Genomic DNA, 22401 nt, shown 5'->3' with positions numbered 1-22401 from the left:
AATGACTGATCTTGTCTGCCTCGGCGAACCCCTCATCGAGTTCAATCAAAAACCCGACGGGCAGCTAGTAATGGGATATGGCGGCGATGTCTCGAATGTTGCAATCGCGGCGGCGAGACAGGGCACGGCAACCTCCCTGATATCGCGCCTCGGCGATGATCGCTTTGGCCAGGCGCTGCTGGAGCTTTGGCACCGCGAGCATGTCGATAGCAGCCTGGTCTCGACAGTCGCAGGCGGGGAAACCGGCCTCTACTTCGTGTTCCACGACGACCTGGGGCATCATTTTCTATATCGGCGACGGCACTCCGCCGCCAGCAGGATGACCCCCGACGACCTGCCAACACATGCCATCGGCACCGCTAGGATATTCTACGCCTCAGGGATCAATCTCGGCATCAGCAGCACCATGTGCGCCACAACCTATCACGCCGTCAGGACCGCGCGTGCGTCAAACGTGACCACGGCATTTGATCCAAACCTGCGGACTGCGCTTTGGTCACTGGAGGAGGCACGCGCCGTGACACATGATCTGATGCGCCACGTCGATATTGCGCTTCCCGGACTTGATGACGCCCGACAGCTCACCGGACGTCAAAGCCCTGACGAGATCATCCGGTTCTATCACAACCTCGGCGCGCGCATCATTGCTCTGACATTGGGTCGCGACGGCGTGGCGGTATCGGAAAATCAGGGGGTCACATTTGTTCCGGGGGCGGTTGTGGAATCGGTCGATGCAACCGGCGCCGGTGACTGTTTCAACGGCATATTCCTGTCCGAGCTTCTGCGTCATGGCGACAGCGTCAGAGCCGCAGAACATGCGAACCTCGGCGCTGCATTGTCCACCACCGGCTACGGGGCGGTTGCGCCGATCCCGCACAGACCAACACTGCAATCAAAAGAAGGACGTCCGACATGACCCGCAAAACAATCGAGCGCATCGGCAATGACAGAACCGGCGCCGGGGGGCAGCCGCTGCCATTTTCCCCCGCCGTGCGCGCAGGCGATCTGGTGTTCATCTCAGGCCAGGTTGCGATGAAGGAAAACGGCGAGATCGAAGCAGGCGGCATCGAAAGCCAGACCCGCAGGACTATGGAGAACCTGATCGCAGCCCTCGCCCTGGCAGATTGCACCTTGGAGGATGTTGCCAAAATCGGCGTCTGGCTCGATGACCCGCGTGATTTCTGGACCTTCAACCGTGTCTATGCCAGCTATTTCCCAAACGGCGGACCGGCGCGGTCCACAGTGCGCTCACAGATCATGGTGGACGCCAAGGTCGAGATCGACGCCATCGCCTATAAACCCCTATAGGACAAGCCAGCTTCAAACGAGAACCGTTCTTTCGGGATCGGCACACTCCTCACCTGCCAGAAATGTACCCAAAAAATCGCATGCAATACCGACCAGTATCAGAGGCAATACCAGGTCACGAAGCAGGTTTTGACAGCTGGTCTAAACTGTCCCGGTCACTTAAACTCGGAGCACAACTGACAAGGTGATTTCCTGTGCCGTCAAAGCCTCCAAAACAACAGTCGGCAAGCGTAAAAGATGTTGCGAGACTGTCGGGAACATCGCTTGGAACGGTGTCGCGTGTTCTGAACAGAAGCGCCTCGGTGAGCGACAAGACGCGCGCGCAGGTTGAGAAGGCGATCGCAGAGCTGGGGTATGAACCAAACGCTGGCGCACGTCAGATGCGCAGCGGTCGCAGCGGGCTGGTCGGCGTCCTGCTGCCGAGCCTTGATGTCCCCTTCTTTGGCATTCTGGCGCAGGCGCTTGAGCAAGCCTTGTTTCAAAACGGCTACCACTGCCTGATCTGCAATACCGAGGAGAATGAAGAGAATGAAAAACGATATATCTCGACCCTCATTGGCCAGAAAGTGGATGGCATAATCGCAGCGTCGGTTGCAACGAACCAGAATTTCACGCGGCTGTCAGATCAGAATATTCCAATTATCGCCGTTGACCGTTCTCCCGACGAGATCGCGGTGAATCTGGTATCCGTTGACCACCGGGAAGGTGGGCGTCTGATGGCAGAGTATTTGTTGCGCCTTGGGCATCGGAACATTGGTGTCATTGGCGCGCCCACCCATTCAAGACCCATCACCCTGCGCCTGGAGGGGATCAAAGAGGCGTTGACGGCTCAGGGGCTTGAACCGGTCAGCGTGTCTCTTGGCGAAGAGCATAGCTTTGATACCTGTTTCGCCCTGGCGCGGGACGTGCTGGCGAAAAACCGACCAACCGCCCTGATTGGGACAACCGATATCGCGGCAATCGGCGCGATCCATGCCGCGCATGAACGCGGTCTGAAAATGCCTCAGGACATTTCTGTGATCGGGTTCGACAACCTGCCACAAAGCGCCCATATTTTTCCGACCCTGACCACCGTAAATCAGCCGATTTCATTGCTGGGAGAGCTGGCCGCAAAAACGCTTCTGAACCGGATCAACCCGGAGCGTTTCGCGAAACCGGATCTTTCAGCTCTAAGCTTGCAGATCGTCGAACGTGACAGCACCGGACCCGCACCCAAGACCCTATAGCGCGGTAACGGATATGCTGTAGCGGGTGTGAAATGGGCTATCCGGCGTCAGCATGCGCGACGTTTGCACACCGGATTTTGTCAGGGGATTTTCTGTCGCTGAAATCGAGCATCCCAAATCAAATGCGGAACAAACGGGTTCGATCCCTAGCGCCCAATGGCGGCCGTTCCACGGTGGCGCGTTTCGCCCTCCATTGCTGATCCACAGCATGAGCGAGGGAAAGACCTCTGCATCCCAATCAAGTGTGACGCGATAATCTTCGGCGCGGTTCTCCAGCGCGAAGGTCCCGTCGGTGCCGCTCAGGAGCAAAAGCGTCTCGAACCGGTCAGGATAGGGCAGCGCCACTGGATCAAACCCGAACCCTGTTAGATCTTCCAACCGGAACGGCGCGGGGCGTGAAATACCGGGGGGGCCGCCGGTATCACCGGGGTAGCAAAACGCCTGCTTATAGCGCCCGGGACACAGACGCGCCTGTCCGGTGGCCGCTGGCAGACGAAAGACCGGATGCAACCCAATTGGCAGGCAGGCCTTGCGGCGCATATGGATGCCAAGAGCGATGTCTACCGCAGCCTTGCCGCTCACCCCGCTCACCCGCCGTGTCAGGTGATGGATTGGATCGGTCCCCGGATAGGCGATGTCTGCACGCACCGCCTGCGGGCCATCGGGTGTTATGCGCCAGTCGTGATTGGCGGCATACCCGTGCGGCCATGGATCAGGCATGCGGGAGAGACCGGCCCAATCCCCGGCCAGAGGGCCCTGTGGCGCCATGCCAAAGGGAACACAGGGCCACTCTCCTTGCAGCCCGGCAAGCAGCGGCGGCACACCATCGGGTAACACCTCACCCAGCCAGGGTGCTTTATGCAAAGGCGCAATGCGGCGACCGTCCGAGAGGTCAAACTCAAGGTCGGTCAGCATCGCACCACATCGGGTGAGACGCGCACGCCCTTTATCCCAGTTGAGCCAAGTCACTTTCGGTCGATGAAAAAGTTGATGAAGACCGCGCCAAGGATCAGACCGCCTTTGATCACTTGCTGCACATAGGGGTTGAAACCCCACAGCGTCATCGCGTTCAGCAGCACGCCCAGAAACAGCACACCGATGAATGCGCCCCAGATCGTCCCCTTGCCGCCGAACAGGCTGATGCCACCAATGATCACGGCCGAGATCACCTCAAGCTCCAGCCCACGCGCAATGGTCGGATTGCCGGCATTGACCAGCGACGAATAGATAATACCTCCGGTTGCAGCAAAGACACTGGTCATCATCAGGCAGATGGTCTTGGTGCGCCAGACATTGATGCCCGACAGGCGCGCGGCCTCCATATTGCCGCCGACCGCATAGATCGACCGGCCCAGCGCCGTGAAATTCGAGATGGTAAAGGTGATGGCAAAGGCAATCGCCAGCAGGAAAACCGGAACCGGAACACCCCAGAAACGGCCTGACCCGATGACGTAATACCAGCTTGGAAAGCTCGAAATCGGGACGCCATTGGTGATCAGGTTGGCCAAGCCCGCAAGGGTTGCCATCATCGCCAGAGACGTGATGAAGGTCGGCACCTGAACCAATTGCCGCAGTTTGCCCGACATGAACCCGACCGAGGCCGCAAACAGCAGCGTCCCGGCAAAGGCGGCAATGACGGTCCAGGTGGCAGGTTCAATGGCGTTTCCGGCCAGCTTCTCGACGATCCAGGCGGTCAGACAGGCGGACACGGCCACCATGGAGCCGACGCTCAGGTCAATTTCTCCGACAATGATCACCAGAGCCATGCCAAAGGCAATCATCCCCGGGACGGCAATATTCCTCAGGATATTCAGCTGGTTGTTCAGGGTGAAAAAGCCCTGCGCCGTTGTCGCAACGATCACGTACAAGACCAGGAGGATCATCAGCATCGAATTTCGGCGCAGATGGGAAATGAATTTGTCGCGCGTCATGCATCGCTCTCCTGTTGGGTTGTGGGTGCCGCCATGCAAGCTGCATAGATATCCTTGGCATCAAGGCCTTCGTTGATGAATTCTTCGGCGATACGACCATCCCGCAGCACAAGGATACGATCGCAGCATTCGGTCAGATCCTCCAATTCGGTCGAAACAACGATCGAACTCAGACCCTCGCGCGCCTTTTCCCAGATGAGTTCATAGATCTGGCGTTTCGCCTGCACATCGACGCCGCGCGCGGGTTCGTCAAACAACAGAATGTCGGGCGTGTTGTTCATCCAGTTCCCGACAACGATTTTCTGTTGGTTCCCGCCGGAAAGAGAAGAGACCGGTAACATCGGATCGCCGGCCTTGATGTGAAGCCCCGCAATCTGGCGGTCGACAAACGGCTTTTCTGTACGGTGACTGACCCAGCCTTTGGGTGCGATCCGATCCAGTCCGGCAAGACACAGGTTGGCATGTGAGGACAAGAGCTGCACAAGGCCGGAATGTTTGCGATCTTCGGAGGTGTAGCCAATGCCCAGCGCTTTCATCGTCGGGATATCGGGCCGCGCCACGATCTGCCCGTTCACTGATATCTCACCTTGATCCGCCACGATGGCCCCGAACAGGCAATGCAACAACTCGGTTCGTCCCGATCCGAGCATTCCGGCAATGCCAAGAACCTCGCCCGGGTAAAGATCAAAGCTCACGTCGTCGAAATGGGATGCGAGTGCAAGATGCCGCGCGCTCAGCACCGGTGTTTCCCGCGTTATCGTCTTGGTCGGGCGCTGGAGAGGCGGAAGATCGCCAAACATCATATCAAGGATGACGGCCGGGGTGGCCTCCTTGATCGGCACCGAATCCACGAATTTTCCGTCCCGGATCGCTGTGACTGTATCCGCGATCTGATCCAGTTCAGACAGCCGGTGCGTAATATAGATGACGGTAACACCAAGCTCGCGCAGCCGACGCACCAGAGTAAAGAGTTGCCGAACTTCTGCCTGCGCCAGCGCAGAGGTGGGTTCATCCAGTTGCAGGACTTTGGGTCGAAAACTCATCGCTTTGACGATTTCGACCATTTGTTGCTGACCAACCGAAAGATCCGCAACGCGGGTTTGCGGCGCGATGTCCAGCCCACCAATCTCTTTGAACAGGTCGCTGGCATCACGACGCAACCGCGCCCAATCAATCAGGCCAGAGCGTTTGCGCGGTAGCCGACCAAGGAAGATATTCTCTTCGACCGACAATTCAGGGACTAGACTGAGTTCCTGATAAACGGTGGCGATACCGGCCCTCTGCGCTTCACGCGGATTGGAAAACCGTGTCTCGACAGTTCCAATACGGATCGACCCTGACGTCGGCTGGATCGCTCCTGACATCATCTTGACGAAGGTGCTCTTGCCAGAACCGTTCTTGCCAATCAGTGCGTGAACCTGCCCGGCTGTAAACTCGTGTACAAATCCGTCAAGTGCCTTGACCGATCCGTAGTGCTTGGTGAGCTGATAAAGGATCAGATTTGACACGGGTTACCTGCCTTTGCCTGTGATGATCAGTGAAACAGAGGGCCGACACGGCCCCCTGCCATTGATTCTACTGAATGCTTTCCAGGAACGCGGTGACGCCATCTGCGTCGGTCCTGCTCAGAAGCATTGCCGGCACAGTGGTTTGTGCCTCGACTTCTTCGCCTGCAAGAATGGCAAGGGCTGCTTCGGCACCCATGGCACCCATCTGGAGCGGCGCCTGAGCAGTCACCGCCTGCAGAACATTGTCGCCCGCCAAAAGACCCCGACCCAGCTGTTCCGATCCGTCGATGCCAAAGACAAAGACCTCACCGGCACGACCCGCGTTGCGCACCGCCTGCATCGCCCCCACGGTGCCGCCTTCGTTTGCCGCGTAGATGACATTGACCTCGGGGTGGGCGGTCAGAATATCGGTGGCCACAGTAACTGCGGCTTCTGGCATCCAGGCGTCCTGCTCGGCCACGATCTCGATGGAATTGCCTTCAGCGACAGCATCCTTGAAACCGCCTGTCCGGTCGCCAGACTGTTCCGGCAAGAGCGACGAGAACGCCAGAATGGCGACATTTGCTTTGCCACCAAGGCTATCACTTACAAAGCTGGCGGCGGCAGCGCCGGTGGATGCCCCAAGATCACGGTTGGCCGTTGAGAAGGTCGCATGTGCAATGCTGGCATCCTCAAGGCCGCCGTTCAGGGCAACCACAACAATACCGCCGTCACGTGCGCGCTGCAAAGCAGGGCCCGAATTCGCGGCCGAAAGTGGCGCAATCACGATCGCATCGACGCCGCGCGAAATGTAGGTATCAATGGCCTGAATTTCACGCGCCTGATCGCCATCGATATTAATTTCCAGTACTTCGGCGCCCGCTGCTTCGGCTGTTTCGCGCACACCCGTTTGCAGGAACTGCATGAACTGGTCGCCCTGAAACACGATGCTGGCAATTACCGGGGCGTCCTGTGCGGTCGCACCGAGCGGCAGCATTGCCGTCATTGCTGCGGTCGTCAGTGCCAAAAAGCTACGTCTGGGGATGATAGTCATTGTCTTTTCCTCCTCTAAAGACAGTTTTGACATCACATGAAGCTGGTTCATGTCGTGATGCCTTTTGTCTGCCGATCTATTTGATCGGTCAGTTGGTTCAGATTCGGGATGGCTTCGGTGGCTGTGACCCCGCGCAAGGAGGCCCTTGCGATGGCATGGCCCAGTTCCAGGGCACGCTGCGGTGTCCAGCCTTCATGAAGCGCATACAAAATTCCGGCACAAAAGGCATCGCCTGCGCCCAAGGGGCTTGCGACCAGTTCACGCGGTAAGGGCACGACCGGGACGTGTGCGACCTGCCCATCAACCCCAATCCAGAGCGCCATTTGCTGGCAGTGAACGACCACGGCCCGCCGGACCCCGTCTTTGATCAGCGCCTTTGCCATCTCGATCATGTCCTGCATATTCGGCGTCTGACTGGCGACAGGTGGAGTCTGGCCACTCGCGCGGGCCAATTCGATTTCGTTCAATATCAGATAGTCGATTTGTCGAATTGTCGTCGCGACGATCTTCGAGAAATCCGGGCGATCAACCGAAGCAAGATCAACGCAGGTGGTCATACCTGCGGCGCGGGCACGGGAGAGCACCCTCGCCGCAGGCGTGCTGCCATCATCCGTGATCCGATCCAGATCGGCCAACAGGGTCAGGTAGCCCAGATAGAAAATGCGCGCTTTATGGCTTTCAAAAACGCCCGTCGGGAAATCTTGATCAGACAGCACGTCATTGGAGCCGCCCTGATAGAAGAACGTGCGCGATCTTCCGGTAACTGACATGACGTGAGTATGTGCCGTCGCGGTGTCTGGTTTTTCCGTGATCAGATGCGTTGGAAGACCCAATTCATGACAGTGCGCCTTGATAAATTTCCCGAAGTCATCCTGACCGATGGCGCCCATCGGCCAAAGCGGTAGCCCGGTTTCAAGCTTGGTCAGCGCCGTCACAACATTGGCCGCACCGCCACCCACGCCCTTGTCTTGCCCGTCGATGCGAACCAGATCGCTCTCAGCGGGCCAATGCGCAATCTCGTGTACGAGATCCACGATCCAGTTGCCCGCACAAATTATGCCTTCGCGCATGGTCACGGGGTCGACCCCACTTCATTCCACAAGGGATGCACGGGTTGGGCATCTTCGGTTATGGAAGAAAACCGCCCCAGAGGCTCCAGAAAATAGTTGTCCGATCCGTCATCATTGACCTGAGACACTTCACCGCCCAGCACCATTCCGCTGCCTGGGCGCGCATAGAAGCGGTGATAAAGACCACATGGAATCGTGACACTTGATCCGGGTTTCAGGCACAGTGGTTCGTCCGGGTCCAGCCGGTGGACAAAGCCATCACAGCGCAGAACAATTGGATCATCGACACCGTCAGGCTGGCGGAACTCGATCATCAAATCCCCGCCGCCACGGTTGATGATGTCCTCCAGCTTAATCTTGTGGGTATGAAACGGAGTTTCCTGCCCTTCCCCGACGAACAACAGCTTTTCAGCGTAGGGCAGACTCGTCGCGTCAGACTGGATACCGTTGCGCAGGCAGAACAACACCAGACCGCGCCGCGCAAAATCGCCCGAGCCGAAATCCGTCACATCCCAGCCCATCTGATGAAGCTGCAACCAGTCGCCCAAGTCGGGATTGGCTGCGAATTCTGCAACATCCCAATCGGCCCAGGCAGGCAGGGACCAGCGATATTCCTGCAAAAGCTCTTTGGCGGCGCGGATGGCCTGATTGATTTCGGAGCGCTTCACGTTTCCGCCCCGTAGTCGACAGTGACGACCCTGTGTTCGGTGCCTGCCTTCAGGGCTGCGGTCAGCACGGCGTGGTGGTCCGCCGCTTCTGCGGGTGTTGCGCAATGAAATCCACGCGCATCGCCTCCGGCCAGCTCATCCAGAAATGCTGCCCACATCTGTTGCAGGGCGTCCGGGAAACCAAATTCGAAAATGGCCCCCGTTATGGCCGGGAACAGGGTCTGAAATCCGATGTCCTGCACCTGCCAGATCTGATCCCCGCCGCTATAGTCCATCCACTGCCACTGGCGCGGGTTCTTGGTGGTGAAATAGGCGCTTCTTTTGGTCCCAAGAACGCGCAGGCTCCAGCTGTTGGAATCTCCGGGCGATATACGCCAGGTTTTCAGCACCAGAGGAAAGCCGCCCCCGGCATCCTCGACATGGCCAGTGATGGTGGCGTTGTCCCATGTCTCGCAGGGTACGGTCCCCCCCTTGCCATCCGGACGGGTCCGAAACCGGTTGACCAACGACGCCGATACATGGGTCGGGCGCCACCCCAGTCGCAAGGGCACATGCAGCACATGCATGCCAAGATCGCCCATGCAGCCGTAGGCGCCATTTACCTCAACCATGCGTTTCCAGTTGATCGGCTTGTCCGGGTCAAGGTCCGAGGAATGCAGGAACGCGGCCTCAACTTCGATGATTTCTCCCAGATCACCGGATCGCACAAGATTGATGACCTTTTGCGCACCGGGATAGAACGGCATCTCGGATGAACACCGCACCATCACATCAGGATGCGCATCAATCGCCGCCTGAATACGGGCGTTTGCGGCCCCATCCATACCAAACGGTTTTTCGCCGAACAGGTGTTTCCCGGCAGCCATGATCTGCGGATAAACCTGATCATGCAGCACATGCGGCAGCGCGCAATAGATCGCCTCGACCTCTGGATTGTCGAGCATCTCTCGGTAGTCGGTTGTCTTTTGCGTCACGCTGGACAGATTGTGCGAAAACCAATCCATCAGGTCCGTGTTCGTGTCGCACACCGCGACAATCTCTGGCCGCGCTTTTGTTTCGGTCAGATGCAGCCAGCGGGCGGCAGTCGAGGCAAACTCGCGCCCCATAAGCCCGCAGCCAATGACGCCGAATTTGACGACGCGGCTCACGCGATCATCCCCAGGGCATCAGCCACGGAGGCGCCGTTATGCACCACCGCCATCAGCGCTTTGGTCATGCCTGCCGGGTCGTCGTGATGGATCACATTGCGGCCATAAACGATACCGCGGGCGCCCTGTTTCATCAAAGCTTCGGTCCGTGTCAGAATCTCCTTGTCAGAGACCTTGCCGCCACCGCGCACCAACACGGGTACGTCCTGGGCAATCTCAATCACACGGTGATACTGGGAAACATCGTCGCAAGGATCCGCCTTGATGATGTCCGCGCCCAGTTCCACGGCCTGACGCACCAAAGGCAGGATCTTTGCCAGATCGCCATCCACCATGTAACCACCACCGGCCTTGGCGTTGTCCTGCATCACCAGCGGCTCCACCATCAGCGGCATCCCTGCCAGATCGCAAGCGCGCTTCAACCGGTTGATGTTCTGAATGCAGGCCTGATGCACTTCGGGCTGACCGGGCAGCATGAGCAGATTCACCACCACACAGGCCGCATCGAGGGCCACAGCTTGCTCAACCGGGTCGGCTATCACTTCTGAAAACAGCGACCGTGGCAACGGATTGCCATAAACATTGGCAATGTCGGTCCGCAACACCAGCGCCGGACGGTCCTTGCCGGGGATTGCCTGCAGGATCGGCGCCGTCCCCGGTGGCAGCTGAATGGCATCCGGTGCCGCGCTCGCCACAATCGTGATCGCGGCCTGCATGTTCTCAATCCCGCCAAGGAAGGCGCTTTCATTGAACATGCCGTGGTCGATTGCCACGTCAAAGCAATTTCCCGAAACACCGAACAGTCTGTTCATACGTGCGGATTTCACCTGCGTCCCTCCTGTGGAATTTCCCTAGAAGATTATGGAAACGTTTCCAAATAAAAGGTTCGTTCTTCATCAACATCTTGTCAACAAATTTCTTCGAGAATTTTTTATGTTCTAAAACATACGGTTATAGGCGCACGGAGTGGAGCCCCCCGAGATCCTCGTACTAGATCTTCGGTTCATGACTGCGAAATGCAGGGCAGTTCGCCCAGCGCGTTAGCACGCTCGAAAGGGTGTCGGCCCGTGATAGGCCTGTCTTCATCGCTTGTCGAAAGTGCCGCCGCCGCGAGCAAAAAATCGTCAGCCAAATGCTGGCAGGCGATCGACAGATCGCCCCGCACATCTCGTGCTTCGACAAATCTGAGCGCAGTGACTGGACCCGAGCCGACTTCGAGTGCGACGCCGAGGACAATCAACACATCTGCCCTGAAGGGCACGAGGTGAAGCAATTCCCCCGGAACTGTTCCGATCCGAACCGCTGGCCGACCGGCAGGGGCATCGCCATATAGCAGGGTTTGGAGCACACGTGTCAGGCCGCCCATCACAGGCGCGCTGCCGCCAGAATATGGATTTCCAGTCGATCAACCGGCGAGGAACCTGAACCGGCTCCTATTACATGGGTCATGCGGCGCAAATGACGAATTTCTCCTCGCCGCAACCGCCCACAATCTCCAGAAACTGGCCACAAACTATCCTGCGCCGCAGCAACCGCAATAAGCCAGACAAGAAAGGCACTCTCGACCCTTATCAGGGGGCGATATTCTGCACCAGAGAACCGGTCTATTTTCAGAATCGGTCCAAAGCGGCAACGCCATCAATGACTAAAATCCTGTACCGCGCCGCACTCCGGATAGGGAAACTCTGACATTCTCGAGCTCCGCCAATAGCGCCCGTTTTCAAGGATCGCTTTGTCTGCACCTGGCCCGACGGCCGCTATTGTTTTGAGACTAGACCCTATTCTTACTCAACCATGCTGCCCAAATGGCAAATGCCAACGCCAGTCCCGTTGAAGCTAGCATAAGCATAAGCAGCGTTTGTGCCCCGTTCGTCTGTGATACGAGGTTGCCCGTCAATGTGGTAACAACCGCACCGCCTGCAACTATGAGAGCGCCGCTCAGCCCGGCAGCGCTTCCGGCGAGATCTGGTCGAACCGACATCGCACCGGCATTGCATCCCGGCATGGTCATGCCGTTCCCTAAACCAACGAAGATCGTGCTCGCAAAGAAAATCTCCGCTGACATGATCTCCGATGCGAGCAACAGCAAACCGCCCACAATACCACTACACGCCATGACCCGGCCCGCAATCATCATGGTTGTTGGTTCGAAGTGTTTTCCAACCCGACCGGCCAAGAACCCGCCGATCATGAAGCCAACTGTGATGGTCCCGATATAGAATCCAAGTCCAGCGGTTGTGACATTGAAAGCGGACTGCGCAACAAGAGGTGCGCCTGTCAGAAAGATGTAGAATGCGCCGACAGAAAGCGCACCACAGAGTGCATAAGCCCAGAACAGGGGCTCACGGATAAGCATCATCGTGCCAGGTGCCGGAGTGCTGGCGTCTGTTGCCCTTTGAGGCCTCGTTTCTCCGAGGTCGAACCAGCAAAGCAGCAGTAATCCGAAGCCCGCTACAGCATAGAAACCAAAGACGGACCGCCACCCAAATAAGGTGTCCAACACCCCTCCCAGCATGGGGCCGACCATAGGAGCAATCGCCATCGCCATTCCGATATAGCCGATCAGGCTTACAGCCTCCCGTGCCGTTCTCGTATCCCTAACGATCGCGAGAGAAAGCGCGTAACCGCCGACGATGCCGCCTTGGAGCATCCGGCAGAACAGAAAAGCCACGATGTTTGGTGCAAAAGCGCACCCCACAGAGGCGAAAGCAAAAACAAACAAAACCACCAGAAGAACCGGTCGTCTGCCGATCCGGTCTGACAAGGGCCCAACGATCAACTGAATAACTGCCGTTATTGCCAGATATCCGGACACCGCCCAGCTCACGGTACCGTAGTCGGTATTGAGATCGACAGCGATGTTAGCCAGAGCGGGTAGAAACATGTTGAGCGACATGGGCGAAAACCCAGTCAACAGGATCAATGTGATCAAATTCGGAGGTGTTCTTGCGCGGTTCATCTGATGCTCTGAGCAATAAAAACAAAAAAGCCCCCGAGAATGTCGGGGGCGCATGGAAACGGATATGGAGAACCCTATCGGACCATGCGCCTCTTGCTTGCTACATCGATGACGAACTTGAAGGTCATGATCTCACTCCTTTGGGATCAAGCGTAGTAAGGATCGTTGACCCTGGCAACACGCAAAGCTGCCACCCATACACAGCGCAGCATCGGTCAATCCGGACTAACTGCCCGCATTCGCTGCGTCGCCCATGGCTGGCCGCCTTAGGTCTCTAAGCAAAGATCAGGGAAAAGCTGCTCTGGCGTGGTATTGCAAAGCGGCGGCCCGAGCTTGCTCGGTCCTTCCAGATCGGCGCTACGCCATACCTGCCAAGGTGACAGCAGAGCCTGCAAGGCCGAATTCGCGGGCGTCTTGTCCCAGGAACCTCCCCGAACGCGCAGATCGGCCCAGAGGCGTTGATGCCGATTGAGCTGCTGTTTTGTGGCCTGCCGCATGTTGGCACAATGCTGCAGCGCATATTTTGCACCAGCATGGAACGCAGGCAGTTATCGCACGTCAGGTCAATGATGTGACGGAAAAGTCAAACAGATCTGACGCTCGAAATCTGACGTATCAAAAGAGGGAAGTGGCGGACCGAGGAGGATTCGAACCCCCGACCCCTTGATTCGTAGTCAAGTACTCTATCCAGCTGAGCTATCGGTCCACTGCGGCGGGGTTTAAGCGTAGCGGCGCGGGGGTGCAAGTCCAAAATGTCAGATTGCCGCAGGTTTTCTTCTTTTTGCGATTGGGGCGTTCCGACGCGCGGATTGCGGGCACGGCGGCGTCAAAGAGTGCCGTCGCCCTTGGGCAGACAGATATCGAATACCGTGCCCTCAGGACCGGTGTCGCGCAGGACCACCATGCCGCCATGGCCGCGGGCCAGTTCGTCGGCGATGGCAAGGCCAAGGCCGGTGCCGCCCTTGCGGATGCCGCCCTGAAACGGGGTAAAGAGATTCTCCCGCGCTTTCACCGGCAGGCCGGGGCCGGTATCGGTGACGGAGATCCACCAGGCCTCGTGATCTTCACGCGCCGACAGGGTGATCTGCCCCGGCTGACCGCTGGCCTCGATCGCCTGACGGGCATTGCGCACCAGGTTCATCACGATGCGGAACAGCTGCTCGGGATCCGCCCGCAGGCTCAGATCGACGGGCACCTCATTGCGGAAGGTGACACGCCCCTCCGCTCCGCCGGCCAGGCTCTCGCTTTCCAGGATGTCCTCCACCTGACCGTGTAGTGCAACCCGGCCAAAGGTCGGCGCCGGCTCCTCTGCCCGGCCAAAGGCCAATGTCCCCTCACAGAGCGAGACCGCGCGGGTGATCGAATTCACCAGCTTCGGGGCGAGGCGCCGCACCAGGGGGTCTTCGCTCATCTCGATACGGTCGGTGAACAGCTGCGCCGAGGTCAGGATATTGCGCAGATCATGGCTGACCTTGGCAACAGCGCCGCCCAGCTGGGCCAGCCGTTCGCGCTGTTTCAGCGCATGGGTCAGCTCGGTCTGCAACTGCATCAGCGCCTCTTCGGCCTCGCGCAGCTCACGCACACCGGCGCTGGGGTGGATGATTCCACGGGCATCCTCCGGCGCCGCCGCATAGCGCTGCATATAGCCGATGACCCCCTTGATCGGCTTCACCATGAACCGGCGCACCGCCGCAAACAGCAGAACGGCAGTAAAGATTGAGATCACCGCCGAGAGCAGCAGAATACGCAGCCCGTAATCAATCATCGCATCGCGCAGACCCTTGGTTTCAATCGTGATTTCAATCAGAAGACCAGCGTCGCGCACCGGCGCCCCAATCACCCGGATGATCTGGTTTTCCGGCGTGACCAGCCGCTGCATGGCATGGCCGATCAGTGCAAACGGGCTGCTCATCCGCAGATCATAAGTGCCCGAAATCGGCGCCGGGATCGGTGAGGACAGCACCAGCTGGCGCACTTCGTCCCGCCGCAGAACCACGTTGAAGACACCAGCATTCTCCAAAAGCTCCGCCTCCAGCTCGGTGTCCAGCATATCATCGGCCAATAGCGCCAGCGACGCGATCTGCGCCCGCTCCAGACGGTCGGCCAGATAATCGAGACGGAACCGGGATACGGAGGGCACAAAGATCAGGATCTCGGCCAACATCACGAAGACCGTGGTCAGGATCAGGAATCTGCCTGAAAGCGTATTGAGCATTCAGCCCCTTCCGGCGTTACGGGAGCCAGCGCTGCACAAATTGCACCACTCGTTTCACCATTGGACTATCAAAAAGCCGTGGCGAGAAATAGGCCCCTGCGACGCGTTTATTCACTTCTGAAATGGTGGGATAGGGCGCCACCATGGCCGCGACCCCACTCATCTTCAGGTTATTGGCGATGGCCATCGACCACAGCGCCACCAGCTCCCCCGCCTGATGCCCCACGACAGAGGCGCCGACCGGGCGCCCCTTGACCACCATGACCTTGATCAGGCCGGTGCTGTGACGTTCGGCCAGCGCGCGGTCGTTGTGATGATAGTCGAACCGCGCCACCTCCATCCGGTCGCCATGTTTCTCGCGCGCCTGCGCCTCTGTGAGCCCGACCTGCGCCAGCTCGGGCGCGGTATAGGTGGCCCAGGGAATATGGCTGGTCTTGGCCTTCGACGGCAGGCCGAACAGGATCGACCGGATGATCACACTGGCATGATAGCCCGCCACATGGGTGAACTGCATCCCGCCCGCGACATCACCAATGGCATAGACCCGGCGGTTGCTGCTGCGCAGGCTGTCGTCCACCACCACGCCCGCGCGGTTGGTCTCGACACCGGCGGCCTCCAGATTCAGCCGGTCGATATTGGCCTTGCGCCCCACCGCCATCAGGAGGTGGCTGCCGTCGAACACCCGGCCATCCTTCGCGGTGACGCGAATGCCGCCATCCTCGGTGGAGGCGACGGTTTCCGCCTGCGCGCCTTCGGCAATCTCGACGCCCTCCTCGCGCAGCTGCTCCAGCACGATGGCCGCCAGCTCCGGGTCGTCCTTGCCCAGCGCCTTGTCGCCCTCGATCACCGTGACCTGACTGCCCAGCCGGATGTGCGCCTGCGCCATCTCCATGCCAATCGGACCACCGCCGATGATCAGCAGGTGATCGGGCCGCTCGCGCAGGTCAAACAGCGTCTCATTGGTATAAAAGGGCACATCGGCCAGCCCGTCGATTGGGGGCACCAGGGGCGAGGATCCGGTGGCAATCACGATGCGCCGGGCGGTGATGCGGTGCTCCCCGGCCTCGACCACACGATCATCGACAAACCGTCCATAGGCGCGGATCACCCGCACACCAAACCCTTCGAACCGCTCCTGGCTGTCGACCGGGGCGATGGTCGCGATCACGTCCTGCACGTGGTCCTTGGCGGCGGCGTAATCCACCACTGGCAGCTGATCGGCCACACCATAGGCGCTGGCATGGGCCTGCCCATAGGCCACCTTGGCGCTGGCCAGCAGCGATTTCGACGGCACGCAGCCATAGTTCAGACAGTCGCCGCCCATCTTGTGCCCTTCCAGCAGCACGACATCCGCGCCCATCTGACTTGCCCCTGCCGCAACAGAGAGACCGCCCGACCCGGCGCCGATCACAAGAAGATCGCAGGTTAGCTCTTGCATGGTCACTGGTCCTTTCCGGAGGCCGCGGGACGGCGTTTCTTCAGCAGCATGGGCAGCGCCGCCAACACGCACAGACCAAGGATCGGCCCGATCACAAACGGCTCCCACAACAGCGACAGATCAGGTGTCCCGCCTCGGTCAAACACCGCACCAAGGCCCACGCCAATCCAAGTAAAGACGATGGCGCCGGGGATGATCCCCACCGCCGTGGTCCACAGGAAATTCACCAGCTTCACCCCGACCAGCGCGGGCAGCAGATTGGCGACAAAAAACGGCACCGCAGGCACCAGCCGCAGCAGCAGCAGCACCTCGATCTCATTTTCCCGCAGGGCCTGTTTGAGGATGCGCACGCGCCCCTCCGCCGCTTCCAGCCGGTGGGTCAGCATCGCTCCAAGCCCCCAGCGCGCCGCCAGAAAGATGCCAACCGCACCAATGGTGGCTGCCAGCACGTTGAACAGCGTGCCCGCCACCAGACCAAACAGGAACCCGCCAGTGACGGAGGCCACAGCGGCGCCCGGCAACGAGAAGACAACAATTGTCACATAGGCCAGCACAAACAGGCCAACGAGGCCCAGATAATTCTCATCGCGAAACGCCATCAGCGCCACCCGATTGTCGCGCAGGGTCTCAAACGTCAGGTAATCGCCCAGCGTCATCGCCCCGATCACCGCAACAACCAGCACCACGGCCAGCGGCAGGAACCGGGTCAGCGCCGGTTTCTTCTCTGCCCTGTCACGCGATTCGGCTGCGGTGGGCTGGGCCGGAGAATGCTCCGCGATATCGGGCTGCTCGGGATGATCTGGCATCGGTGGTCAAATCCTGCTGTCTTGGGCCAGTGGCTGGCCGGTCATGGTCGGCACCGCAGACGCGGCGGGTCTGTGTCTCTGGCTACCTGCTAAATGGCCCCGGTACGAGACCACGGGCGATATCTTCACGCCCGCTTGATCATTGCCTGCAAAAAAGTGAGCCAAACAGCGCGCGCCCCTCTGTCTGTTACAAATATCTTCTGCTATAGGGGCTCCAGCGCCCGGTTTTCATGGAAATGTTGCATTTCGTGCAGAAAACAACCGCCTTGGGGTTTGACTCGCCGGTCATTCCCTTCTAGAGACCGGGCTTCGAGATAGACCCCCGGGTGGCCGATTCCGCGCCGTCCCGATGTAAACAGTTGGAGACCGGAGCGATGAAACGCACCTATCAGCCTTCGAACCTGGTTCGCAAACGCCGCCACGGCTTCCGTGCGCGCATGGCCACCAAGGCAGGCCGCAAGATCCTGAACGCACGCCGCGCACGCGGTCGCAAGTCGCTGAGCGCGTAATCGCGCCCAGCACTGTTCAGACGGACATGACACCGCCGGAGACCCCCAAGGACGGCTCAGCTGCCCAAGGGACCAGGTCTCCGGCGGTGTCCGTTTGCGTATCTGATACCTTGGACCGCCCACTGCCCCGCCCGGAAGTAATCGCCAAACGCCGCGACTTTCTCGCAGCGGCACGCGCCCGCCGTCAGGGCACCAAGGGAATGATGGTACAGGGTCGCAAACGCCGCCAGGACAGCGAAGCCGGCGGCGATGCCATCCGCATGGGCTTTACCTGCTCCAAGAAGGTCGGCAATGCGGTGGCCCGCAACCGCGCCAAACGCCGGCTGCGCGAAGTCGCCCGGCTGATTCTGCCCCTGCATGGCCGGTCCGGCTGGGACTATGTCCTGATCGGCCGCGCGACAGAGACCGCCGAGCGCCCCTTTGAAGATCTGCAAAACGATCTCATCTACGCGCTGAAGAAAATCCACGGCAAGTAATCGTTTCCGAAGGCGATTTTCCCGGCAGGGAACTGGCGCAGCACACGGCCGCTGTCCCCGCACTCAGGCGCGGTCCTGATTGCCATACCGCTCAACTCTGCCTATCTAACTCCCATGACCCCGCTGGCCCATCTCCTTGCCCTGCCCGTGCGCGCCTATCGGCTGCTGTTCAGCCCCTGGGTCGGCTTCAACTGCCGCTATCAGCCCACCTGCTCGGCCTATGCGCTTGAGGCACTGGAGAAACACGGCGCCCTCCGTGGGGCATGGCTGACGTTGCGCCGGATCGGCCGCTGCCACCCGTTTGGCGGCGATGGCTACGACCCGGTGCCGGGCTGTGACCACAGCCATGACAAGACCGCAGATCGACGATAACCGGTCCGGGCCGATGCCCGGCAAAGCCGCGCGCCATTTCTGCCACAGTATGGAATACCGGTATAACCGGGGCAGTCGGGCCGTGCTAAGGCTCTGAAGCGATCAACCTATAGATGCAGGAGGGCTGTTTATGAATAAGTTTGTTCAATGGCGACGTGCTCCTGGGGGCTATACGGGACAGGCACGCGCCTGATCCAGTCTGCCTTTAATCGCGGCTCAGCACTGATGTGCGCCCGATCTGATCGTACCATCCCAAACCACCCCTAGCGAAGCCATCGTCGACGCCTGTCTTTGATCCGGTCTTCGACCTCGTCTTTGCTGCATGGTCTGGGCACATCTGTCATCTTTCACAACAAAGGACCCGTCTGCATGCAGCCGGAAACACGCATGACATCTACACAATTTCCCACCCCGCTCCGCGACCCCCATGCCGCATTGGCGCAGATTCTGGCCGATCTTGGTCTGCGCCGGACCTTGACGGCGATCCTGCGTCAGATGATTGCCGCACAAAGCCCGCCGCGCAGACGCGCCAGCACGCTGCCGATCTGCAACCATCTGCGCCGGGATATTGGCCTGCCACCGCTCGCCGACAGGCTGCCATCGTCGCGCCCCTATTTCTGATCCCGGCCGACGATCCCGGTTGACGATCCCGGCGGGCAGAAGCCTGCTACCCGCCGGGATCACCTTTTTTCCTTGGCAAAACGCCGATCCTCGGCTAGGGCGCGCCCATGCTTGATGATGATCTGGACGATATCCACCCGCTGTTTGCCGGCGCCCCCTCGACGACGGAGTTCAAGAAACTCCGCAAACGGATCGTGCGCTACGCCCGTGAGGCGATTGACCAATATGGCATGGTCGAGCGGCGCGAGGACGGCAGCACGCCGAAATGGCTGGTCTGCCTGTCGGGCGGCAAGGACAGCTATACCCTGCTGGCGGTGCTTTACGAGCTGAAGTGGCGCGGATTGCTGCCCGTGGATCTCCTGGCCTGCAACCTCGATCAGGGCCAGCCCGGTTTTCCGGCCACCGTGCTGCCGGAGTTTCTGGAAAAGATGGGCGTGCCGCACCGCATCGAATATCAGGACACCTATAGTATCGTGATGGATAAGGTCCCGCAGGGCCGTACGTTTTGCGCGCTCTGCTCGCGCCTGCGCCGGGGCAACCTCTACCGCATCGCGCGCGAGGAAGGCTGCTCTGCGGTGGTGCTCGGCCATCATCGCGACGACATTCTGGAAACCTTCTTCATGAACCTGTTCCACGGGGGTCGTCTGGCAACCATGCCGCCGAAACTGGTCAATGAAGAGGGCGATCTGTTCGTGTTTCGCCCCCTCGCCCATGTCGCCGAGGTGGACTGTGAAAAATTCGCCAAGGCTCTGAATTATCCGATCATTCCCTGCGATCTCTGCGGCAGCCAGGACGGGTTGCAGCGCCAGCAGGTGAAACAGATCCTCGATCAGTGGGAATCAAACAGCCCCGGACGCCGTCAGGTGATGTTCCGGGCCTTGATGAATGCCCGCCCCTCGCATCTTCTGGACCCCAAGCTGTTCGATTTTTCCGCTCTTATGTTGAAAAAACCTGATTTGGGGACGGATTCGGACGAAATTCCCGATTTGCGTTAACTTGCCGGTCAGACCGCGACCTTAATCTGTAGCCAGCACCACATGCCGTAGGTGAAAGGTCTACAGATGACAAAAATGCTGTCGCAGACGCTGACACAGGTCAGGAAACGGATTGCCCCGGTGCTGCTGGGGCCGCCGCTGCTTGCGTTTTTGCCGGCCCTGACACTGGCAACTTTCTGGATGGGCGGCGAGGTGGCGCTGCTGGCCGTTGCTCTTGGCCTGCCGCTGGTTCTTGTCGCCTCCGGTGGCTTTTCCTATTTCCGCCGCCCCGCCATGCCACGCGACAGCCTGACCGGCATGATGATGCGCGACGGGTTCAGCGAAATCGTCTCGGAAGTTTATGACAGCGCCGCGGATACCGGCCTGCGCTCGGCCGTGTTTGTGCTTGAGCTTGATGACTTCAAGGAGCTGGCGCAGCGCCACGGCCAGGAAACCGCCGATCAGCTGGTCAACCGCTGTGGCGACCGCATCATCTCCATCCTGCGCCCGCAGGACTATGTCGCCCGGATTGGCGATTCTCGGTTTGCCATCTGCCTCACACCGGTGTTGCAAATGGATCTGGAACTCTCGATCCAGATGGCCGGACGGCTTCAGGCCGCCATCGAAGAGCCGATTTCGGTTGATGGTGCCTCTCTCTATATTTCCTGTTCCATCGGATTCTGCCTCCATAGCCGCAGCCCGAAACCGGCAGGCAGCGACTGGATGGGCGCCGCCTGCACGGCCCTGCTGGACGCCCAGAACAATGGCCCCTCCGGCATTCGCGCCTTCTCCCCCGAAATGGATCAGCGCAGCAAGGCGCGCGGCGACATGATCGACGAGGTGACCGAGGCACTGGAAAACGGTCAGATCCAGGCCTGGTTCCAGCCGCAGATCTGCACCGACACCGGCCGTGTCTCCGGGTTTGAGGCGCTGGCCCGCTGGTCCCATCCGGTGCGCGGGATGATCGCGCCCATGTCCTTCCTGCCCTATCTGGAGAGCGCCGGGCTGATGGAACGATTGAGCGAAATCATGCTCTACAACGCGCTCACCGCGCTCAAAGCCTGGGATGCCGCCGGCCTGCATGTCCCCTCGGTCGGTGTGAATTTCGCCACCGACGAGTTGCGCAACGCCAATCTGGTGGAGCGCATCCAATGGGAGCTTGAGCGTTTTGGCCTCACCCCGGACCGGCTCTGCGTCGAGATCCTCGAAACCGTGATGACCGACCGCCCGGATGACATGATCGTCCGCAATATCGCCGCCCTTGGCGAATTGGGCTGCGGCATTGATCTGGATGATTTCGGCACCGGCCATGCCTCCATCGCGGCGGTCCAGCGGTTCCGCGTATCCCGGATCAAGATCGACCGCTCCTTCGTCATGAAGGCCGACCGCGACCCCGAACAGCAAAAGCTGATTGCCGCCATCCTGACCATGGCCGAACGGCTGGAGCTGGAAACCCTCGCCGAAGGGGTGGAGACCGTTGGCGAACACGCCCTCCTGTCCCAGTTGGGCTGCGATCACGTGCAGGGCTTTGGCATTGGCCGTCCGATGCCCTTTGATCAGACTCTCGACTGGATCGCCGCCCATGAGGCAAAGCTGCAGGAGGCCCCCAGTATCGGGCGCCACAGCAGCTGATCCGCTGACATCCCAGTCCCCCGCCCTTCGGCGACCATCTACGCAATCGGCCCCGATTGGTTCCGGTTGGTTTCGGTTGCCCCCTGTCTGCGCGCGCCGCCCAGTCACGGGTTCTGCTTCGGCCTGGCGCAGCGATCCGGCGGTTCTGCGCAGGAACTCCCGGCGACCGGCTCGGCCCCGGCAGGTTCGGCACAGCAAAACGGGCGCCCTCGGCCGCTGAAGGTCTTGTGCCTTATGCGTGCCGCCATCTTTGGCGCGCGGTCTCTTGCGGTGCAGTCACGCGCGCTGCCCACTCCCGCCCGGTCTCAATCCCGCCCGCTCCCAGCCCCGCCCGTTCCCAGCTCCCCGTTTCCTGTCCCGCCCTCCCGCAGCCTTGCCGCGCCTTCGCTCCCACCCGGGGCGGCCTGCACCGCCGGTTGATCCACCGCGACATGGATCTGCTGTCGTAGGCCGCGCGCCGCGCCCGACGGGTCGCGACATGCCGCCCTGATCCGGCAATTGCGCCAG

21 protein-coding genes, 1 tRNA gene and 1 pseudogene are annotated in these 22401 nt (G+C 59.9%); 10 read left to right on the top strand and 13 right to left on the bottom strand.

The window, feature by feature from the left end; all coding sequences use genetic code 11:
- Position 1 precedes the first annotated feature (1 nt).
- The 3 genes from VWZ85_RS14865 to VWZ85_RS14855 all read left to right on the top strand — a co-directional run bounded on the left by VWZ85_RS14865 (position 2) and on the right by VWZ85_RS14855 (position 2534).
- A complete protein-coding gene (locus VWZ85_RS14865) occupies positions 2–916 on the top strand; it encodes a sugar kinase (RefSeq protein WP_416589407.1) in 915 nt (304 codons plus the stop codon).
- Positions 913–1308: a RidA family protein gene (locus VWZ85_RS14860; protein WP_416538180.1), complete on the top strand. Its 396-nt coding sequence runs from the start codon at positions 913–915 to the stop codon at positions 1306–1308. The genes VWZ85_RS14865 and VWZ85_RS14860 overlap by 4 nt, the downstream gene beginning before the upstream one ends.
- A 194-nt stretch (positions 1309–1502) precedes the next feature.
- Entirely contained in the window at positions 1503–2534 is a 1032-nt protein-coding gene (locus VWZ85_RS14855; protein WP_416552755.1) for a LacI family DNA-binding transcriptional regulator, read from the top strand.
- On the opposite strand, the gene VWZ85_RS14850 is transcribed toward VWZ85_RS14855, so the two are convergent.
- The 8 genes from VWZ85_RS14850 to VWZ85_RS14815 all read right to left on the bottom strand — a co-directional run bounded on the left by VWZ85_RS14850 (position 2529) and on the right by VWZ85_RS14815 (position 10719).
- Positions 2529–3449 carry a hypothetical protein gene (locus VWZ85_RS14850; RefSeq protein ID WP_416589406.1) on the bottom strand — a complete coding sequence of 307 codons (921 nt, stop codon included), beginning with the start codon at positions 3447–3449 and terminating at the stop codon, positions 2529–2531. The two genes, VWZ85_RS14855 and VWZ85_RS14850, sit on opposite strands and share 6 nt — an antisense overlap.
- Before the next feature lie 50 nt (positions 3450–3499).
- On the bottom strand, positions 3500–4465 hold the full coding sequence (locus VWZ85_RS14845) for an ABC transporter permease (protein WP_340546636.1): 966 nt from the start codon (positions 4463–4465) through the stop codon (positions 3500–3502).
- Entirely contained in the window at positions 4462–5973 is a 1512-nt protein-coding gene (locus VWZ85_RS14840; RefSeq protein WP_416589405.1) for a sugar ABC transporter ATP-binding protein, read from the bottom strand. The genes VWZ85_RS14845 and VWZ85_RS14840 overlap by 4 nt, the downstream gene beginning before the upstream one ends.
- A 67-nt stretch (positions 5974–6040) precedes the next feature.
- Complete coding sequence (locus VWZ85_RS14835; RefSeq protein WP_340546634.1) at positions 6041–7006, bottom strand: substrate-binding domain-containing protein; 966 nt, start codon at positions 7004–7006, stop codon at positions 6041–6043.
- Positions 7007–7053: 47 nt separating this feature from the next.
- Positions 7054–8076: a carbohydrate kinase family protein gene (locus VWZ85_RS14830; protein ID WP_416589421.1), complete on the bottom strand. Its 1023-nt coding sequence runs from the start codon at positions 8074–8076 to the stop codon at positions 7054–7056.
- 2 nt (positions 8077–8078) lie between these two features.
- Entirely contained in the window at positions 8079–8744 is a 666-nt protein-coding gene (locus tag VWZ85_RS14825; RefSeq protein WP_416538177.1) for a D-lyxose/D-mannose family sugar isomerase, read from the bottom strand.
- On the bottom strand, positions 8741–9892 hold the full coding sequence (locus VWZ85_RS14820; protein WP_416589404.1) for a Gfo/Idh/MocA family protein: 1152 nt from the start codon (positions 9890–9892) through the stop codon (positions 8741–8743). Before VWZ85_RS14820 ends, VWZ85_RS14825 begins: the two co-directional genes overlap by 4 nt.
- On the bottom strand, positions 9889–10719 hold the full coding sequence (locus VWZ85_RS14815; protein ID WP_416541083.1) for a class I fructose-bisphosphate aldolase: 831 nt from the start codon (positions 10717–10719) through the stop codon (positions 9889–9891). The genes VWZ85_RS14820 and VWZ85_RS14815 overlap by 4 nt, the downstream gene beginning before the upstream one ends.
- 317 nt (positions 10720–11036) lie before the next feature.
- Here VWZ85_RS14815 and VWZ85_RS14810 point away from each other — a divergent pair.
- Positions 11037–11433, top strand: a pseudogene (locus VWZ85_RS14810) (IS5/IS1182 family transposase); the annotation flags it as partial.
- Positions 11434–11663: 230 nt separating this feature from the next.
- On the opposite strand, the gene VWZ85_RS14805 reads toward VWZ85_RS14810, so the two are convergent.
- From VWZ85_RS14805 to VWZ85_RS14785, 5 genes are all read right to left on the bottom strand, one after another.
- Positions 11664–12851: a multidrug effflux MFS transporter gene (locus VWZ85_RS14805; RefSeq protein ID WP_416589402.1), complete on the bottom strand. Its 1188-nt coding sequence runs from the start codon at positions 12849–12851 to the stop codon at positions 11664–11666.
- A 629-nt stretch (positions 12852–13480) separates the two neighbouring features.
- Positions 13481–13557, bottom strand: a tRNA-Arg gene (locus VWZ85_RS14800).
- 120 nt (positions 13558–13677) lie between these two features.
- Positions 13678–15066 carry a sensor histidine kinase gene (locus tag VWZ85_RS14795; RefSeq protein WP_340546628.1) on the bottom strand — a complete coding sequence of 463 codons (1389 nt, stop codon included), beginning with the start codon at positions 15064–15066 and terminating at the stop codon, positions 13678–13680.
- A 16-nt stretch (positions 15067–15082) separates the two neighbouring features.
- Positions 15083–16504 (bottom strand): dihydrolipoyl dehydrogenase family protein, encoded by a 1422-nt coding sequence (locus tag VWZ85_RS14790; protein WP_416589401.1) that lies wholly within the window; start codon positions 16502–16504, stop codon positions 15083–15085.
- Positions 16505–16506: 2 nt separating this feature from the next.
- Positions 16507–17310 carry a TVP38/TMEM64 family protein gene (locus tag VWZ85_RS14785; protein WP_416589400.1) on the bottom strand — a complete coding sequence of 268 codons (804 nt, stop codon included), beginning with the start codon at positions 17308–17310 and terminating at the stop codon, positions 16507–16509.
- A 374-nt stretch (positions 17311–17684) separates the two neighbouring features.
- Between VWZ85_RS14785 and rpmH the strand changes: the two genes are divergently transcribed.
- The 6 genes from rpmH (at position 17685) to VWZ85_RS14755 (ending at position 21894) form a co-directional block, all read left to right on the top strand.
- Positions 17685–17819 (top strand): 50S ribosomal protein L34, encoded by a 135-nt coding sequence (rpmH, locus tag VWZ85_RS14780; protein ID WP_005980833.1) that lies wholly within the window; start codon positions 17685–17687, stop codon positions 17817–17819.
- A gap of 26 nt (positions 17820–17845) precedes the next feature.
- On the top strand, positions 17846–18295 hold the full coding sequence (gene rnpA, locus VWZ85_RS14775) for a ribonuclease P protein component (protein WP_340546625.1): 450 nt from the start codon (positions 17846–17848) through the stop codon (positions 18293–18295).
- A 114-nt stretch (positions 18296–18409) separates the two neighbouring features.
- The gene (gene yidD / locus VWZ85_RS14770; protein ID WP_340546624.1) at positions 18410–18667 is read left to right on the top strand and encodes a membrane protein insertion efficiency factor YidD; all 258 of its coding nucleotides are present in this window, start codon (positions 18410–18412) and stop codon (positions 18665–18667) included.
- A 387-nt stretch (positions 18668–19054) separates the two neighbouring features.
- Positions 19055–19288: a hypothetical protein gene (locus VWZ85_RS14765; RefSeq protein ID WP_340546623.1), complete on the top strand. Its 234-nt coding sequence runs from the start codon at positions 19055–19057 to the stop codon at positions 19286–19288.
- A gap of 107 nt (positions 19289–19395) precedes the next feature.
- Positions 19396–20283: a tRNA 2-thiocytidine(32) synthetase TtcA gene (ttcA, locus tag VWZ85_RS14760; protein ID WP_340546622.1), complete on the top strand. Its 888-nt coding sequence runs from the start codon at positions 19396–19398 to the stop codon at positions 20281–20283.
- Positions 20284–20349: 66 nt separating this feature from the next.
- A complete protein-coding gene (locus tag VWZ85_RS14755) occupies positions 20350–21894 on the top strand; it encodes a putative bifunctional diguanylate cyclase/phosphodiesterase (protein WP_416541077.1) in 1545 nt (514 codons plus the stop codon).
- Positions 21895–22401 lie beyond the last annotated feature (507 nt).

Origin of the sequence: Phaeobacter sp. JH20_29, assembly GCF_048056175.1 — a bacterium.
GTDB lineage: Bacteria > Pseudomonadota > Alphaproteobacteria > Rhodobacterales > Rhodobacteraceae > Phaeobacter > Phaeobacter bryozoorum.
The sequence above is the reverse complement of the archived record's forward strand: the minus strand, read 5'-3'. Positions and strand labels throughout refer to the sequence as shown.

What these genes read in the sequence shown, in the direction of transcription:
- VWZ85_RS14865 (WP_416589407.1), top strand. Translation starts at nt 2, where the DNA reads ATGACTGATCTTGTCTGCCTCGGCGAACCCCTCATCGAGTTCAATCAA.
- VWZ85_RS14860 (WP_416538180.1), top strand. Translation starts at nt 913, where the DNA reads ATGACCCGCAAAACAATCGAGCGCATCGGCAATGACAGAACCGGCGCC.
- VWZ85_RS14850 (WP_416589406.1), bottom strand. Translation starts at nt 3,449, where the DNA reads ATGCTGACCGACCTTGAGTTTGACCTCTCGGACGGTCGCCGCATTGCG.
- VWZ85_RS14845 (WP_340546636.1), bottom strand. Translation starts at nt 4,465, where the DNA reads ATGACGCGCGACAAATTCATTTCCCATCTGCGCCGAAATTCGATGCTG.
- VWZ85_RS14835 (WP_340546634.1), bottom strand. Translation starts at nt 7,006, where the DNA reads ATGACTATCATCCCCAGACGTAGCTTTTTGGCACTGACGACCGCAGCA.
- VWZ85_RS14830 (WP_416589421.1), bottom strand. Translation starts at nt 8,076, where the DNA reads ATGCGCGAAGGCATAATTTGTGCGGGCAACTGGATCGTGGATCTCGTA.
- VWZ85_RS14805 (WP_416589402.1), bottom strand. Translation starts at nt 12,851, where the DNA reads ATGAACCGCGCAAGAACACCTCCGAATTTGATCACATTGATCCTGTTG.
- VWZ85_RS14795 (WP_340546628.1), bottom strand. Translation starts at nt 15,066, where the DNA reads ATGCTCAATACGCTTTCAGGCAGATTCCTGATCCTGACCACGGTCTTC.
- VWZ85_RS14790 (WP_416589401.1), bottom strand. Translation starts at nt 16,504, where the DNA reads ATGCAAGAGCTAACCTGCGATCTTCTTGTGATCGGCGCCGGGTCGGGC.
- VWZ85_RS14785 (WP_416589400.1), bottom strand. Translation starts at nt 17,310, where the DNA reads ATGCCAGATCATCCCGAGCAGCCCGATATCGCGGAGCATTCTCCGGCC.
- rpmH (WP_005980833.1), top strand. Translation starts at nt 17,685, where the DNA reads ATGAAACGCACCTATCAGCCTTCGAACCTGGTTCGCAAACGCCGCCAC.
- rnpA (WP_340546625.1), top strand. Translation starts at nt 17,846, where the DNA reads ATGACACCGCCGGAGACCCCCAAGGACGGCTCAGCTGCCCAAGGGACC.
- yidD (WP_340546624.1), top strand. Translation starts at nt 18,410, where the DNA reads ATGACCCCGCTGGCCCATCTCCTTGCCCTGCCCGTGCGCGCCTATCGG.
- VWZ85_RS14765 (WP_340546623.1), top strand. Translation starts at nt 19,055, where the DNA reads ATGACATCTACACAATTTCCCACCCCGCTCCGCGACCCCCATGCCGCA.
- ttcA (WP_340546622.1), top strand. Translation starts at nt 19,396, where the DNA reads ATGCTTGATGATGATCTGGACGATATCCACCCGCTGTTTGCCGGCGCC.
- VWZ85_RS14755 (WP_416541077.1), top strand. Translation starts at nt 20,350, where the DNA reads ATGACAAAAATGCTGTCGCAGACGCTGACACAGGTCAGGAAACGGATT.